The sequence below is a fragment of the Mycobacterium sp. 852014-52144_SCH5372336 genome, assembly GCF_001665615.1.
GTDB lineage: Bacteria > Actinomycetota > Actinomycetes > Mycobacteriales > Mycobacteriaceae > Mycobacterium > Mycobacterium neumannii_A.
Genome location: NZ_LZSW01000005.1, coordinates 1 through 16,036, shown reverse-complemented (window position 1 = coordinate 16,036; position 16,036 = coordinate 1). Strand labels below are relative to the sequence as shown.

The 16,036-nt window shown below is 66.3% G+C and carries 16 protein-coding genes; 7 read left to right on the top strand and 9 right to left on the bottom strand.

Annotated elements, in window-relative coordinates:
* Positions 1-73 precede the first annotated feature (73 nt).
* Both A5759_RS00565 and A5759_RS00560 read left to right on the top strand, forming a co-directional pair.
* A complete protein-coding gene (locus A5759_RS00565) occupies positions 74-1,387 on the top strand; it encodes a glycosyltransferase (RefSeq protein ID WP_156616758.1) in 1,314 nt (437 codons plus the stop codon).
* Positions 1,384-3,387: a M13 family metallopeptidase gene (locus tag A5759_RS00560; RefSeq protein WP_068192521.1), complete on the top strand. Its 2,004-nt coding sequence runs from the start codon at positions 1,384-1,386 to the stop codon at positions 3,385-3,387. The genes A5759_RS00565 and A5759_RS00560 overlap by 4 nt, the downstream gene beginning before the upstream one ends.
* Positions 3,388-3,441: 54 nt before the next feature.
* Here the strand turns inward: A5759_RS00560 and A5759_RS00555 are convergent, their stop codons facing one another.
* Complete coding sequence (locus A5759_RS00555) at positions 3,442-4,512, bottom strand: L,D-transpeptidase (RefSeq protein WP_066848199.1); 1,071 nt, start codon at positions 4,510-4,512, stop codon at positions 3,442-3,444.
* A 223-nt stretch (positions 4,513-4,735) separates the two neighbouring features.
* Here A5759_RS00555 and A5759_RS00550 point away from each other — a divergent pair, with 223 nt between their 5' ends.
* A complete protein-coding gene (locus A5759_RS00550; protein ID WP_068192519.1) occupies positions 4,736-5,029 on the top strand; it encodes an MTH1187 family thiamine-binding protein in 294 nt (97 codons plus the stop codon).
* Here the strand turns inward: A5759_RS00550 and A5759_RS00545 are convergent.
* A complete protein-coding gene (locus tag A5759_RS00545; RefSeq protein ID WP_068192514.1) occupies positions 5,026-5,316 on the bottom strand; it encodes a metal-sensitive transcriptional regulator in 291 nt (96 codons plus the stop codon). The two genes, A5759_RS00550 and A5759_RS00545, sit on opposite strands and share 4 nt — an antisense overlap.
* Before the next feature lie 2 nt (positions 5,317-5,318).
* The gene (locus A5759_RS00540; protein ID WP_068192511.1) at positions 5,319-5,933 is read right to left on the bottom strand and encodes a DUF305 domain-containing protein; all 615 of its coding nucleotides are present in this window, start codon (positions 5,931-5,933) and stop codon (positions 5,319-5,321) included.
* Between the two features lie 80 nt (positions 5,934-6,013).
* On the opposite strand from A5759_RS00540, the gene ilvD reads away from it, so the two are divergent.
* The gene (gene ilvD, locus A5759_RS00535; RefSeq protein WP_068192508.1) at positions 6,014-7,744 is read left to right on the top strand and encodes a dihydroxy-acid dehydratase; all 1,731 of its coding nucleotides are present in this window, start codon (positions 6,014-6,016) and stop codon (positions 7,742-7,744) included.
* Between the two features lie 30 nt (positions 7,745-7,774).
* Here the strand turns inward: ilvD and A5759_RS00530 are convergent, their stop codons facing one another.
* From A5759_RS00530 to A5759_RS00510, 5 genes are all read right to left on the bottom strand, one after another.
* On the bottom strand, positions 7,775-8,242 hold the full coding sequence (locus A5759_RS00530) for a hypothetical protein (RefSeq protein WP_369816148.1): 468 nt from the start codon (positions 8,240-8,242) through the stop codon (positions 7,775-7,777).
* Between the two features lie 138 nt (positions 8,243-8,380).
* Complete coding sequence (locus A5759_RS00525) at positions 8,381-8,788, bottom strand: SRPBCC family protein (protein ID WP_068192505.1); 408 nt, start codon at positions 8,786-8,788, stop codon at positions 8,381-8,383.
* Positions 8,789-8,825: 37 nt separating this feature from the next.
* Positions 8,826-9,338 carry a hypothetical protein gene (locus tag A5759_RS00520; RefSeq protein WP_068192502.1) on the bottom strand — a complete coding sequence of 171 codons (513 nt, stop codon included), beginning with the start codon at positions 9,336-9,338 and terminating at the stop codon, positions 8,826-8,828.
* A 25-nt stretch (positions 9,339-9,363) separates the two neighbouring features.
* Positions 9,364-10,137, bottom strand: a complete 774-nt coding sequence (locus tag A5759_RS00515; RefSeq protein ID WP_068192499.1) for a DAPG hydrolase family protein — start codon at positions 10,135-10,137, stop codon at positions 9,364-9,366.
* 1 nt (position 10,138) lies between these two features.
* Positions 10,139-11,476 carry an FAD-binding oxidoreductase gene (locus A5759_RS00510; protein WP_068192496.1) on the bottom strand — a complete coding sequence of 446 codons (1,338 nt, stop codon included), beginning with the start codon at positions 11,474-11,476 and terminating at the stop codon, positions 10,139-10,141.
* Between the two features lie 66 nt (positions 11,477-11,542).
* Between A5759_RS00510 and A5759_RS00505 the strand changes: the two genes are divergently transcribed.
* On the top strand, positions 11,543-12,214 hold the full coding sequence (locus A5759_RS00505; protein ID WP_068192493.1) for an IclR family transcriptional regulator: 672 nt from the start codon (positions 11,543-11,545) through the stop codon (positions 12,212-12,214).
* Here the strand turns inward: A5759_RS00505 and A5759_RS00500 are convergent, their stop codons facing one another.
* Complete coding sequence (locus A5759_RS00500; protein WP_066848237.1) at positions 12,215-12,880, bottom strand: O-methyltransferase; 666 nt, start codon at positions 12,878-12,880, stop codon at positions 12,215-12,217.
* Between the two features lie 308 nt (positions 12,881-13,188).
* Here A5759_RS00500 and A5759_RS00495 point away from each other — a divergent pair, with 308 nt between their 5' ends.
* Positions 13,189-13,602 (top strand): type VII secretion target, encoded by a 414-nt coding sequence (locus A5759_RS00495; RefSeq protein ID WP_082961896.1) that lies wholly within the window; start codon positions 13,189-13,191, stop codon positions 13,600-13,602.
* Positions 13,603-14,051: 449 nt separating this feature from the next.
* On the top strand, positions 14,052-14,720 hold the full coding sequence (locus A5759_RS26215) for a hypothetical protein (RefSeq protein ID WP_231984492.1): 669 nt from the start codon (positions 14,052-14,054) through the stop codon (positions 14,718-14,720).
* Positions 14,721-16,036: the final 1,316 nt, after the last annotated feature.

Sequence of the window (16,036 nt, the reverse complement as noted above, 5' to 3'; positions counted from 1 at the left end):
TCACACCCACCGGGTGCTGGAGATTCGACAAGACGGGTATGCAGGCTTGCGACCGGTGAAGTGAAAGGGATGCGTGGCCCACTATCTGATTGCCGCCAGCCCGATCCCCGGGCATGTCATGCCACTGCTGCACGTCGGCGCCGACCTGCGAGAGCGCGGTCACCGCGTGACCGTGCTGACGGGCGCCGAATACGAAGGTGCGGTCCTCGAGCGGGGGCTGGGGGCGCTGGAGCTGCCCGATGCGGCTCGGCCGAAGCGAGATGACAGCGGCTTGTGTGGTCTACCCGGGTTGCTCGACCGCTGGTATCGAGGGCGCGCCGAGATGCGCTCGGTGTTCATCGAGCCACTGGCTGCGCAGTATTGGTCGTTGCGTAAGGCGCTTCAGCGCGACGACTTCGACGCGGTGCTGTGCGATGTCGCCTTCACCGGCGCCCTGCCGCTGTTGACCGGCCACCGGCCGCGGCCGTGGATTCTCGTGTGCGGGGTCGGCCCGTTGACCCTGTCGAGCGCCGACGCGCCGCCGTTCGGGACCGCGTGGGCGCCGCGTTCGAACACCAACTACGAACCGATGACCTGGGTGACGCATCGGGTGCTGTTCGGCGACGTCCGTGCCGACTTGAACGCCGCGCTCGCCGCCGTCGGCGCTCCGCCGTCTCCGGTGTTCCTGACGGACTGGCCCGTGCTCGCCGACCGGCTTCTGCAGTTCACGGTGCCGTCGCTGGAGTATCCCCGCAGCGATCTGCCCGCGAACGTCTCCTACACCGGCCCGGTGATACCGAAACCCGCCACTCAGAAGCGGGGACTGCCGTGGGATCCGGCCGGCGAATCGCGCACGGTCGTTCATGTCAGCCAGGGCACGTGGGACAACGACGACCTCGACGCGCTCGTCGTGCCCACGGTCGAGGCGCTCGCCGACCGCGAAGATCTGCTGGTGGTGGCGACGACCGGGCGCGAGGGGCGCACGACGCTTCCCGGCCCCGTGCCCGCCAACGCGTGCATCACCGACTTCCTGCCCTATGCCGAACTCCTGCCGCACGTCGACGTGATGATCACCAACGGGGGATACGGTGGCGTGCATCAGGCGCTCTCGCACGGCATCCCCCTGATCGTCGCGGGCGGTTCGGCCGACAAACCGGAGGTCGCCGCTCGCGTGGGCTACGCGCGGGCCGGCATCAACCTGGGCACCTCACGGCCCGGCCGCGCCGAGATCGTCGGCGCGCTCGACGCGGTCCTCGGCACCGGCGCCTACCGCGCCACGGCGCGCCGGTTGAGCCGCGAGATCCGCGGGGAGAACGCCTTCGACCGCATCGCCGAAGCGCTGGCGGGTCTGGCGGTGCCGCAGCGGCCAGGGGAGCCGGCCGCGCGTTCTGGCACCCTGGTGGGGTGACGGTAGAAGCAATCAGATCCGGCATCGACCTCAGCTACGTCGACGCCGACGCCCGCCCCCAAGACGATCTGTTCGGCCACGTGAACGGCCGCTGGCTGACCGAGTACGAGATGCCCGGCGACCGAGCCACCGACGGTGCGTTCCGCTTGCTGTACGACCGCGCCGAGGTGCACGTGCGTGATTTGATCACCGAGGCGGCGGCGTCGAACGCGGAGACGGGCAGCGACCAGCAGCGCATCGGCGATCTGTACGCCAGCTTCATGGACGAGCAGGCCGTCGCCGCGCGGGGTGTGCAACCGCTGCTCGAGGAATTGGCGGCGATCGACGCTGCCGACTCCCCCGAGTCGCTGGCGCGCGTGCTCGGCGCGTTGCAGCGCACCGGAATCGGCGGCGGAACCGGCGTCTACGTCGATACCGACTCCAAGGACTCGACGCGCTACCTGCTGCACCTGACCCAGTCGGGCCTGGGCCTGCCCGACGAGTCGTACTACCGCGACGAACAGCACGCCGAAATCCTCGCCGCATATCCGCAGCACATCACGGCGATGTTCGAGTTGGTGTACGGCGCAGGCGATCACGCCGAAACCGCCGCACGGATCGTGGCGTTGGAGACCAAGCTGGCCGCCGCGCACTGGGACGTCGTCAAGCGGCGCGACGCCGACCTCACCTACAACCTGCGCGCCTTCGCCGACCTGCCTACCGAAGCGCCGGGCTTCGACTGGTCCGGCTGGGTGTCCGGGCTGGGCACCGACGTTTTCGGGGACCGCAGCCGGCCGGACGAAGTCGTTGTGCGACAGCCCGACTACCTCACCGCGTTCGCCGCCGAGTGGTCCGGCGGGGACCTGGAGGACTGGAAGAGCTGGCTGCGGTGGCGCGTCATCCATGCCCGCGCCTTCCTGCTGACCGACGACCTCGTCGCCGAGGACTTCGCGTTCTACGGCCGCAGGCTCTCGGGCACCGAGCAGATCCGCGACCGGTGGAAGCGCGCGGTGTCGGTGGTGGAAGGGCTGCTGGGCGACGCGGTCGGAAAGCTCTACGTGGAGCGGCATTTCCCGCCGTACGCCAAGGAGCGGATGGACGAGCTCGTGGACAACGTCCGCGAGGCCTACCGCGTGAGCATCAACTCGCTGGAGTGGATGACGCCGCAGACGCGGGAGAAGGCGCTGGCCAAGCTCGACAAGTTCACGCCGAAGATCGGATATCCGAAGAAGTGGCGCGACTATTCGGGCCTGGTGATCGAGCGCGACGACCTCTACGGCAACTACCGTCGCGGCTACGCGTTCGAGTACGAGCGGGAGCTACGCAAGCTCGGCGGGCCCGTCGACCGCGACGAGTGGTTCATGACGCCACAGACCGTCAACGCTTACTACAACCCCGGCATGAACGAGATCGTCTTCCCCGCAGCGATTTTGCAGCCGCCCTTCTTCGACGCCGACGCCGACGACGCCGCCAACTACGGTGGCATCGGTGCGGTCATCGGCCACGAGATCGGGCACGGGTTCGACGATCAGGGCGCCAAGTACGACGGTGACGGCAACCTGGTCGACTGGTGGACCGACGAGGACCGCACCGAGTTCGGCGCGCGCACAAAGAAGTTGATCAAGCAGTACGACGAATACGTGCCCCGGCAGTTAGGAAACGGGCACTCCCCTGTTCCGCATGTGAACGGCGCGTTCACCGTCGGCGAGAACATCGGTGACCTCGGCGGGCTGTCGATCGCGCTGTTGGCCTACCGACTGTCGCTGAAGGGTGAGCCCGCGCCGGTCCTCGACGGGCTGACCGGCGAGCAGCGGGTGTTCTTTGGCTGGGCTCAGGTGTGGCGGACGAAATCGCGTGACGCCGAAGCGATCCGGCGTCTCGCGATCGACCCGCACTCACCACCGGAGTTCCGCTGCAACGGCGTCATCCGCAATATGGATGCGTTCTACGAGGCGTTCGACGTCACCGAAGACGACAAGCTCTACCTGGAACCCGAACAGCGAGTACACATCTGGAACTAGGGGATTTCGGTGTAGTTGGTCGCGCTCACCGCGACCAACTACACCCAAACCGCCTTAGAACATCTGCCAGTCGGACGCGCCGTCAGGCTGGTTGTAGATACCGGTCGAGTTCTTGATCACCACGGCGTCACCGCTGCCGAAGTTGTCGAAGAACCACTTCGCGTTGGCCGGGCTCAGGTTGATACAGCCGTGGCTGACGTTGCTCTCGCCCTGTGAACCGACCGACCATGGGGCGCTGTGTACGAAGACACCGCTGTTGTCGATGCGCACCGCGTCCTTCACCTTGAGCTTGTAGCCCTCGGGTGAGTCCACGGGCACGCCGTATGTCGACGAGTCCATCACGATGTCGGCGAACTTCTCGAGCACGTAATAGGTGCCGTTCTTGGTGTCGTGGCCCTTCTTGCCCATCGACACCGGGAACGTCTTCTCCAGTTCCCCGTTGCGGTGGATCTGCATCTGCAGCGAGTCGTTGTCGATGGTCGCGACGAGCTGCTCGGGCACGGTGAAGCTGGACTTGGTGCCCGACGCGTCGATGTTGACCTTCGTGCCCGCGGGCCAGAAGTCCTGTGGACGCCACCGCACCTGGGTGTCACTGGTCCAGTAGAACCGGCCGGGAACGGGCGGCACCGACGAGATGTGAATCGCGTCCTCGGCCATCTTGCGGTTGGCGATCGGCCGCTGGAAGTTGATGTAGATCGGCTTGGCCGCGCCGACGATTGACCCGTTGGTCGGGTTGAAGGACGGCGGCGCGAACACCGGTGCGCCGACATACGGCGTCGGATTCTGTCCGGCCGGGGTGCCCTCCGGAATCGGCTGCTGCTGAGCCAGCGGATCGGGCGGGGCGAAGAACGGGTTCGACGGCGGCGGAGGCGGCGGAGCCTCGGCAGCCGGGGCCGGCGGCGCCGGTGGCGCTGGTGCAGCGAACGGGTCCGCCGGTGGGGGCGGCGGCGGCGGAAATACCGGCGCGGGTGGCGGTGCCGCGGCGACGGCCGGATCGACCGGCGCCGGCGGTGGTGGCGGCGGAACACCCGGCTGAGCGAGCGCTGACGGGCTCGCGAGCATCCCCCCTACGACGCTCGCCGCCGCTATCGCAGTGAGCAGCCGACTGCGCTTTACCCTGCGCATACACAACCTCCCAGTCGCAGAACTCCAACCAGTGTGGCATAACGCCCCGGGCGTCCCCGGCCATTGGCGGGCCTCTCCATCTTGGGCAAACGCTCAATCCACACTCGTGACCTGCCTTGTTCATCGGTCATGGGCGCTCACTGTTAACACCCAGCTACCGGATCGCTCGCCCCGCCGACAACAGGCATGACTTGATCGGGCCTGCCGGTGGCAGGCTGGTCGCATGATTGTGGCTTTCAGCGTGAGCCCGACGGGTGGCGACGACAGCGTGGGCGACGCGGTCGCCGATGCGGTCAAGGTGGTTCGCGAATCGGGGCTTCCGAACGAGACCAACGCGATGTTCACGAACATCGAGGGCGAGTGGGACGAGGTGATGGACGTCGTGAAGCGGGCCGTCGACGCAGTGGCCGCGGCCGCACCCCGGGTGAGCCTGGTGCTCAAGGCCGACATCCGCCCCGGCCACACCGATCAGCTGACGGCGAAGGTCAGGCGGATCGACGAGGCCCTGGGCGGCTAGGAGCGCACCAGCCGCGCGATGGCTGCAGAGGCCTCGGCCAGCTTCGTGTCGGCCTGGTCACCGCCTTCGGCGACCGCCTGTGCCACGCAGTGCCCGAGATGCTCGTCGAGCAGGCCGAGCGCGACCGACTGCAGCGCGCTGTTGACGGCGCTGATCTGGGTGAGCACGTCGATGCAATACTTGTCGTCCTCGATCATCTTCGCGATGCCACGAACCTGACCCTCGATCCGACGCAACCTTTTGGCGTAGTTTTCCTTCTGTTGCGAATATCCGTGCGCCGCAGTCATCTTCAGCCCCTCAACATCTGATTCATCTGGTCGATCTCGGCCTGCTGCGTATCGACGATGGTCTGAGCCAACCGCTTGGCGTCGACGTTCTCGCCGTTGGCAAGCTCCGCGCGGGCCATCTCGATCGCACCCTGGTGGTGGGCGATCATCGACTCCAGCCACAGGGTGTCGAACTCGGGGCCCGAGAGCGTCTGGAGCTTGGCCATGGTGGCGTCGTCGACCATGCCCGGCATCGCGCCGTGCCCCTCGTGGCCGCCCTGCCCGGTGTCGGCGTCGGGGTTCTCCTGCCACTGCACGAGCAGCACCTGCATGGTGCGGATCTCGGGCTCCTGAGCCTTCGAGATCTGGTCGGCCAACGCCTTCACCTCCGGATTCGTGGAGCGGTCCGGAACCAGCGCCGACAGTTCAACGGCCTGCTCGTGATGCGGGATCATGTTCGTCGCGAACGCGACATCGTCGGCGTTGTAGCCGGCCGGTTGGCCGCTGATCACCGGTTCGTCGGAATGCTGGTGGTCGGTATGTCCGTCAGAGGCCGGGCTGCTGGTGCACGATGTGAGCAACATCGCGGTGGCGAGGGCGATCAGGATGGCGGTGAGGCGAGCAATCAGCGACGTCATGAAGTCGAGGGTACCGGATACCCCACCGGGGTATCGATAACGGTTTGGCCGGGGCAAAACACCGGAGGCATACTTGTTTGATGCCCTCAGAAACTCCCGGCACCGAAGCCCGCCATCAGGCGGAGCCCGATATAAAGCCCCGCAGTCGCGACGTCACCGACGGCCTGGAGAAGGCCGCCGCCCGCGGGATGTTGCGCGCGGTCGGCATGGGCGACGACGACTGGGCCAAACCCCAGATCGGCGTCGGATCCTCGTGGAACGAGATCACGCCGTGCAACATGTCGTTGCAGCGACTCGCGCAGTCGGTCAAGGGTGGCGTGCACGCCGCCGGCGGCTTCCCGCTGGAGTTCGGCACCATCTCGGTGTCCGACGGAATCTCGATGGGCCACGAGGGCATGCATTTCTCCCTGGTGTCGCGCGAGGTGATCGCCGACAGCGTCGAGACCGTCGTGCAGGCCGAGCGCCTCGACGGCACCGTGCTGCTGGCCGGTTGCGACAAGTCGATCCCCGGCATGCTGATGGCCGCGGCACGGCTGGATCTGGCGTCGGTGTTCTTCTACAACGGCTCGATCATGCCGGGCACGGCCAAGCTGACCGACGGGACCGAGAAGGAAGTCACGATCATCGACGCCTTCGAAGCGGTCGGGGCCTGCGCGCGCGGGCTGATGTCGCGTGAGGACGTCGACATCATCGAGCGCGCCATCTGCCCGGGTGAAGGCGCCTGCGGCGGCATGTACACCGCCAACACTATGGCCTCAGCCGCCGAGGCTCTCGGAATGTCGTTGCCGGGCAGCGCCTCTCCGGTGGCCATAGACAAGCGCCGCGACGAGTTCGCCCGCCGCTCCGGTGAGGCCGTCGTCGAGATGCTGCGCCGCGGCATCACCGCCCGCGACATCCTGACCAAGGAGGCGTTCGAAAACGCCATCGCGGTGGTGATGGCGTTCGGCGGTTCGACCAACGCGGTGCTGCACCTGCTGGCGATCGCCAGCGAAGCCAACGTCAAGCTGACCCTGGAGGATTTCACCCGGGTCGGCCAGAAGGTGCCGCACCTGGCCGATGTGAAGCCGTTCGGCCGGCACGTGATGAAGCACGTCGACGAGATCGGCGGTGTGCCCGTCGTGATGCGCGCGCTGCTCGATGCCGGCCTGCTGCACGGCGATTGCCTGACGGTGACCGGTCAGACGATGGCCGAGAACCTGGCGCACATCGCTCCCCCGGACCCGGACGGCAAGGTGCTGCGGGCGATGAACAACCCGATCCACCCGACCGGCGGCATCACGATCCTCCACGGTTCGCTCGCGCCGGAGGGGGCAGTGGTGAAGTCGGCGGGATTCGACTCCGACGTGTTCGAGGGCACGGCAAGGGTTTTCGAGCGCGAGCGGGCGGCATTGGACGCGTTGGAAGACGGGACGATCACGCACGGCGATGTCGTCGTGATCCGGTACGAAGGCCCTAAGGGCGGGCCGGGGATGCGCGAGATGCTGGCGATCACCGGCGCGATCAAGGGCGCGGGCCTGGGCAAGGACGTGCTGCTGATGACCGACGGACGGTTCTCCGGCGGCACGACGGGCCTGTGTGTGGGCCATATCGCGCCGGAAGCCGTCGACGGTGGGCCGATCGCGTTCGTCCGCGACGGTGACCGCATCCGGCTCGACGTCGCCAACGGGACGCTCGACATCCTCGTCGATCCCACCGAGTTCGATTCCCGCAAGGCCGGTTTCGAGCCGCTGCCACCGCGCTACACCACCGGCGTGCTGGCCAAGTACACCAAGCTGGTCGGATCGGCAGCCGTCGGCGCGGTCTGCGGATAGCGCTGGCTGCTCGAGCGCGCTATCGAACGGCTATCGAGGCGGCGGCGGATCGGTCGGCGTCAGCGCGATGGGCAGCCAGTACGTGCCGGGCCCCTGGCCCGGGCATCCTGGTGCGGGCACGGTGAATGTGCGCTCACCGGAGAAGCTGCCGTCGCCGTTGGGCTTGAGCCAGTCCGAACGCTGCGTCGTCACGGTGCCGCCGCTTCCGTCGGGATTGCAGTAGAAGGGGTAATCACCGGCGGACTCCCACCGGTCGCCGTTCCACCGGTATTCGAATTGCGCTGGCGCGTTGGGGTCTTGGGAGATTTCCGTCTCCCTCAACCAGCGGGAGAGGCAGCCGTTGACGTCGCAGTGCGTGGTGAAGAGGCCGAGCTGGGTGGCCGGACCCGCCGAAGCCGGTGCACCGTTGAACGTCTGTCTCGCGTGATCGAGTAGAGCGTTGTAGTAGCCGTAGATCGGTACCGGCTCGGGGCGGTCGGCGTTGGCAAGAGGTGCCAGTGCCACCGTGCTGCAGCCGAGGCCCACGGCGACGGACAATGCTTTCGACTTCACCGGAGCTCCTTTGGCCGGAGCCCTCGGCGGACTGAGAACTCTAGGGGCTCTGGATAACACAGAGCAACGTCGGATGTCGCCGAATCAGCGGGTTTGGCGCGCGAACGCCAGCCCGGCTATGCGCGGCAGGGCGATCGCACACACAGGAAGGTACGCGGTCGCCCACCACGGCACCCCGAACACGATTCGGGATCCGCCGTTTTCAGCAATCACCTCGTGGCGCGTCGCGCCGACGCCTGCGACCTTCCACGCCCAGCAGCGCCCGGGGCGGAATTCGGTGACGGTGAACGGCAGCGCCACACCGATCGGCGTGAACACCCTGCCTTGTGAGCCGAGGTGCATGGCGCCGCCCTCGTCCAGTTCGGCGCCCGACACGGTCGGACCCCACTTCGGCCACGTCTCGAGGTCGGTTATGACGTCCCACACGGCTTCGGGAGCAGCGTCGCTGAGTAATTCCACCGTCGGCATCCCGCGTCGGAATCCGAAGTCCATCTCTGGCTGATGCCCCGGTCGGTCGCGCGCTAAACGACTAGGTGGGCGGCGGATCGATGGGAGTCAGGGAGAAAGGCAGCCAGTGAGTGCCCGGACCCTCTCCCGGGCACCCGGCCCCCTCGATGAGGAGCGTCCGCTCCCCGAAGAAGCTGCCGTCCGGGTTGGGCATCAGGTAGTCCGAGCGGGTGGCTTTCACGGCGCTGCTCGGGTCGTGGCGATCGCACATGTAGGGATACTTACCGCTTGTCGACCAACGGTCGCCGGTCCACCGATATTCATAGAACTGCGGAGCGCCCGGGTTGCGGGCATGGTCGTCCTCGTTGTTCCATCGCGCCACACACCCGTCGACGTCGCAACGAGTCGTCAACTCGACGGGCACGTTGATCGGGTTCATCGGCGTCGGCCGACCGTTGAAGGTCTGCTTCGAGAAGTCGATGAAGACGTCGTAGAACCCGTACAGCGGCGGCGGTTCGGCGCGGTCCGCGTGTGCGACGGGCGCCACGACCATGGCTGCGGCGGCAAAGACGGCTGCCGGCAAGGTTTTCGACATAAGACTGGGTAACACGTCGAGAAGATCAGTGCCCGGAGAATCGATCGAAAAGTTCGGGCAGGAATCCGGCGAGGTGGTTCATCTCCTGCGCGCAGTGCACCATCAAGTCGCGTGGATCCGGAAGCTGTCGCGCCGCAACCGGACGAATGACCCTGTCAGTCAATCGATTACCGCGCCGAACGCGGACATGCCTGCCTCCCATCCAGAACCGCGAACGCATCTCGGCGCCGTCCGGCGTCCCGCGGACCTGGTGCACCAGCCAGCCGACATCGACAGGAATGTCGCCCGATCCGAGCCGCGCGCAGATCGCCACACCGTCGCTCAGGTCGCCCAGCCCCAGTTCGGACGGCTGCACGAACCGGATCGCAGGCCGGGTGAAGGACGAGCCGAGGTACTCCTCCACTAGAGATGTCCGACCGACGTACCCGCCTTCGCCGCCGCCGTCGTCCCACCGGGCGGACACGTGCGCGCGGGGATGCCACAGTTTGTAGCGGTGTGAGTCGTGGCCGTGCCACCCGAACCACCAGTCCCACATGGCCGGTGTGACCCTGGGCATGTCGGTGCGAACCGACACCTGAATGCCGCCGTCACGCAGAACGCCGTAGCCGTTCTCGGTCTGTTGGTATCCGTCGACGCGCATCGCGACGAGATCCTCGAACGCCGGAAGTGTCGGCTCGGCCTGAGGGCCGTGCTCCAGTGCCCCGACGACATGTCGTGGAAGAGCCGACATCTCGGGGTTGTAGAACGCCGCGAACTCGACGCCGAGGTCATCGTCGCGGTAACCGAGGTAGGACTTCATGTCACACCCTGCCCATCCAGCTGTGGAAGCGCCCGTCGGGGTCGTACTGCGCGCGCACGCGGTCGAGGCGGGCCATCGCGTCGTCGGTGGCGAATCGGGCCGGTCGCTGTCCGAGGTTCTCGTCAGCGAGTTGGATGCCGGTGGCCAGATGCGCCATGGCCGCCATGTTCGAGCAGGCCCAGTCCGCGTAGCGCTCGTCGTCGGCGGCGTCGCGCCAAACCGTATACAAGGCGAGGTAGATGTCGTCTTCGAGGCTGTACGCCATGTCCTGGCGGGCCGGCGAAGGGCCCCAGTTCAACCACAGGAAATGCGACGGGTGCGGGGGCAGAGTGTCGATGATGCGGCGGATCCCGGGTAGCAGGTCGTCCGCGGATGCCGACGTCCACATGTTGTCGGCGGCGTAGCGGTAGCCGGTCGGATAGTTGCTCATCACCCCCTCGTACCAAGTCGCGAGGTCGGCGGGCGCGTATGGGACCGCGACGACGGCCCGGTCGCGCACCGGGCAGGTATCGAGCAGCGCCAACGCTTGCGACGCTTCGTCTTCCGAATCCGCGAACACCGGTGACGCCATGACGATCCCGGGCTGCTCGATTCCGGCGCCGGGCACGCTTTTCGACGCGACGATCTGCAGCTCCACCCGTCGGTCGACGTCGGCGCTGATCGCCCTGGCCCACGTGAAGATCTCGTCAACCAACTCGATCGGATACACGTAAAGGCTGCTGCCGCAGATGGCAGGGCGCGCATACAGCTTGAGGTGGAATGCGGTCACCACACCGAAGAATCCGGGCCCTGAACCTCGTGCGGCCCAGTACATTTCGGGGTGGCTGTCCGGACTGCAGTGAATTCGCTCGCCGTCGGCGGTCACCACATCCAGTCCGATGACGCTTTCGCAAGCCGGTCCGAGAATGCGGCTGTTCCAGCCGTATCCGCCCTGCAGCAGGTATCCGCCGACGCACACGCCCTTGCAATGTCCGGCCGGGAAGAACAGGTTCTGCGCCTCCAGGTCCGCGGCCAGCAGGCTGCCACCTTTTCCGGGCCCGACGACCGCGGTCATGCGCTCGGCGTCGATGGTGCAGTCGTTCAGGCGACTGACGTCGAGCAGCATGCCACCGTCGCGCACGTGATTGCCGGCCCAGCTGTGACCGCCCGAGCGGACGCCGACTTGGAGGTCGTGTGCGGCCGCATAGCGCAGCGCGGCGACGACGTCATCGACGTCTGCGGCTTGGACCACCACTTCTGGATAGCGGGCCGGGGTGCGCGCATTCCAGACGGTCGCGCACCGGGCAGCCTCGTATCCGTCGTCGGAGCGGGTGAAGGAACGACCAGATGGGAGTGGCATCGGGGACCTCCTTGGTCCATATACCGAATCTTTGTGAACCGGTATGCGGATCAATATAGTGAGGGCGTGACTCGTCCGGACCGAAATGAACGAACCGATGCGGGGCGGGAAGACGGCATTCAGGTGCTGCGCCGCGCAGCAGCCGCCCTGGACGAGATCGCGGCGGCACCCGGCCGCCTGCGGCTGGTGGATCTAGGCGCTCAGCTGGGCCTGGCCAAGTCGACGGCGCGCCGACTGCTCGTCGGATTAGTGGAGGTCGGCTTCGCGGCGGTCGATGACCAGGGCCGCTTCTCGCTCGGGGATCGGCTGCTCGGCCTCGGAAGCGCCGACGTGGCGGGACTGGCAGCGTTGTTCCGCCCGACGCTCGAGCAGGTCGCGACGACCACTGAGGAGACAGTCGATCTGTCGGTGCTGCGGGGCGGCGAGATGTTGTTCATCGACCAGCTGGAGTCGGCGCATCGGCTGCGCGCGGTGTCGGCGGTCGGCATGCGCTTTCCGCTGGAGTCGACGGCCAACGGCAAGGCGGCGACGGCGCTGTTGAACGGGTCGACCGAGGTGGCGTTCGACCGTGACGAGCACACCGTCGGGATTTCGGCCGCCGGCGTGGCCGGGCGTACGGCCGGCGGACACGTCGTCGCCATCTCGGTACCCGCGCCGACCGAACGGTTCGCGACCCACGAAAAGCGAATCGTCGCCGCGCTGACGGCGGCGGCCGCGACGGCGCCCTGGTCGAGATGACTATTCGACGATGCGGGCGACGGCGAAGCCGTCCCAGCCTTTGAGCCCGACGGTCTGTATCGCGGCGGTTTCCAGTTGCGGATGGTCGCCCATCATCTCGAGCATCTCGCGCACGGCGCGGGCCTGGGCGTCATCGGCTGCCGGCTCGAGTACGCGGCCGAAACGAGCGATGTTGTCCACCACGATGATTGAGCCCGGCTTGCCGAGCTTGATGGCCCACTCGACGTAGGCGACGTTGTTCTCCTTGTCGGCGTCGATGAAGGCCAGATCGAAGACGTCGCCGCGGTCGGCGAGCATCGGCAGTGTGTCGAGGGCTGCGCCGACGATGATCTCGATGCGATCCTGTACGCCCGCGCGGGCGAAGTTTTCCTTGGCGATGTCGGCGTGCTTGGGGTCGTACTCCAAGGTGACGACGTGGCCGTCCGGCCCGACGCCGCGGGCGAGGTTGATGGTGCTGTAGCCGGCAAGGGTGCCGATCTCCAGGACGCGGGTGGCCGAGGACAGCGACGCCAATAGGTAGAGAAGCTTGCCGTGCTGACCGGACACCTCGATGGGCGGCATGCCTGCGGCGTTGCCGGACTCGCGCGCGGCGCGCAGGGCGTCGTCCTCGGTGTGCAGGATGCGGTTGAAAAGCTCGTCGAGCGTCTTCGAGTCGGGGTCGGACATCTGCGGAACGATAGCGGAAGTGCTTCCGGGTGGCGACGGGCGTAGTCGGGGTTTGCTGGCGGCGGTAGCTGTGTCCGGTTGTCCGGTGACGGTTCGGGCCAGACGCGGCGTCGGTCGGTAGCTCGCCGTGCGTGGCAGGCACGCTTGAAGGAGGTGTCGAGCGTGGGAATCTACGTCAGAACGGGTGCGCCAGAGTGGTGAGAATTGGTGCGATGGCTGGTATTGGGGGTCGGGTAGCATTTGCCGGGTGACGCCTGAGGGGGCATGCCAACCGATCGGCGCGACGCTGATCCGTGCGCGGAATGACGATGACTGAGACGCTGCGAATCGATACCGACCTGGTGCTCGAAGCCGGTGGGCGGTTGCGTGCGGTCGCGGATGCCATCCCCGAGCCGCCGGCTTCGTTCAAGCCGGCGGGTGAAGATGCTTTGTCGACGGCGATCGCTGCCAAGGTGGCTGAAGTGGTCGACCCGACGATCGCTCAGCTGCCGGTCGTCAAGGCAGAGTTGGCGAAGTACGCGCAGAACGTCGTCAACGCTGCCAACACCTATGACGCGGTTGACCGCCAGATCGCCGAGGACATACGCAAGCGCGTCGAATCGATCAGTGATGCGGCAGGGGCGGGCGGCGCGGTCGGCGGTGTGTCGGGTGCCGCGTTGGGGACGATGTCATCCTCGGACGCGACGCCTTCGGTCGGGGAGGGACCGGGGCCGGCGCTGTGAATTATCCTCCACCGCCCGGAGGTCCGCCACCGGGCAATCCCGGTCCGCCACAGGGCTATTCGGGGCCGTATGGTCCGCCTCCACAGCAGCCGCCGTGGCAGCAGCAGTGGCCAGCGGGTCCGCCGCCGAAGAAGCGTGGCAACGCCTGGAAGTGGCTGCTCGGTGGTGTGGCGCTGTTAGCTGTCATCGGAGTCACTGTGGCAGTTACGATTTCGGTGACCTCGGACAGCGGAGGCGACAACGATGCGACACCGTCGGGAGAGACCTTCGGTCTAGCAAGCGCCGACGACACAGGCCCCGCAAATATCATTACCGAGGACCCGAGCTGCGCTGCTTGGGGGCCGATCAACGACACGTTTGCCTCCGTCCAGAAAAGAGGTTGGAATCGGCGTGATCCCTCCGTCCCGTCCACCCGATGGACCGCTGACGAACGCCAGCAGCATCTAGAAGTGGCCGACGCGGCGCGCAAGGCCGCTGATCAAGCGGAACGACTCGCCCAGATAACACCGCATCGAGTACTACGCGAAAGTTATGAGCAATTCATCGCGTATGCCCGGGCGTACAGCGATGCAGTACCGTCGTATACGCCAGTTGATGACCACCTTGCACGCGTCTTTACCTCGACGGGCGCCATGGTTGTCTACATTTGCGCAGCAGCGGACTACGGCTCCGCCGCTGCAAGAGCGCCGCTGATCGGAACTCCGGGGCCCCCGACGAAGCTGTCCCCACTTTCGCCGCCACGGGATTCTGAACGATTCATGCTCAATCCCGACCCAATCTGTTCCGACTGGGAGCGTGTTCTTAACCAGTTCAACGATGATACGAAGGCGTGGCAAGCCCTCGATTCATCTAAGGCCGCAAGCGATTGGACGCCACAGGAGCGTGCGACCGCCGATGCTGCCATCCCTACTATGGAGCGCTTTGCTGACCGCATCGAAGAGATAGGACGCACTAGCGTCAACCCGGTTGTCCAAGACTTCGCAACGCTCTCCGCACAATACCGGCGGGCTTATGCAGCGGCGTTGCCCTCTTACACGCCAGCGGATTCGTTCTTGACAAGCACCTCTCGGAATGCGGCGTCGGCGATCTACGAAGCTTGCGAATCGGCCGAGTCGTAAGGCATGGGAATTCCTCGACCATACGATCCGTATGACTTGACAGCGCCGCCGGCGTGGCCCGAAGTCGACGAGGATCTCCTTCGGACGAACGCAACCGCATTCGAAGACGTCTCAAGTAGGGTTGGCGCGCAACTCACCGATGCCCACCGAGAACGATTGCAATTGTTCGGTGGCAGCGGCTTATGGTCTGGTATCGCCGCCGACATCGCGTCAAGAACTCTCAATGACCGTATTTCGGCTCTCGAGTCAGCGAAGAGGAATCTGGACACCGCGGCGAAGCTCTTGGGTGAAAGCGTTTCCGCGACGGTCAGCACCAAGAATGCAATAACTCATACCGTCGAAATCGCAAATGAGATTCTCGACTGGATTCGGACTAGGGAGGACATACCTGAAGACGCCAAGACTGCTGCGATCAATGAAGGAATCGCCGCTATCCGCAGCGAGAACATCTCGCTTATAGCGACCGCCGGAGCCGGCATTTCAGGCGCACCTTCAGCACTCAACTCCGATAGCTCGGACAGGGATGATCTACATCTGCTTCAGGACATGGGTGCGGAACAGCAGCCTGCCTTTGTCCCCGCCAGCAATGTCGTGGACTCGCAGGGTCCCGCGAGCATCCCGAATTCCCCCGCGGGTGAACAAGCCGTGGGTGGGGTTGAGACGGATGGTCTCAGTTCCAGCGAGCCTAGTGCGCCAGACGAACTACCGACAGCTATACCGTCACCCGCGCCGGACACCATTGCAGTCAATGACGTCGCACCTTCAGCTCCGTCTCAAAACCCGACTGCAATCTCGACTGACTTAGAGATGGGCGCGGGGAGCGCAGTTCCGCCAGCCTTCTCCGGAATACCCGCTACCCCAACGGGTCCCGCGGCACCCGCACCTCCGCGCATCAGCGCTCCAACCAGTCCGCTATCGAGCGCCGGTTCGTCGACACCGTCGGTCCCAGCCACACCGCCCGCGTCCACCTCGCCGAGCATGCCGAGCACTGTCAATCCCGCAGCCGCCGCGCCGACTCAGACGCCAATGGCCGACTTCCAATCAACCATGGCCGAATCGGCCGCCAAAGCTGTTGCTCAGGCACCGATTCCGCCACCGCAATCCGCGCCGATTGCCGCATCGGCCATGCAGCCGTCCAATCTTCCCCCAGTTTCGGACACTCCCCCGACAACGCCATCCCAGACCACTGCCCCGCCCGCCGCGGGCCCGACGACGACCGGCCAAGCGCCCGTCGCGCCGCTTCCCTCACCAGGCGGTGCGCCCACTCCACCCGTACCGCTGGGCCCGCCACCCACTCCCTGTCTCTTATACACATC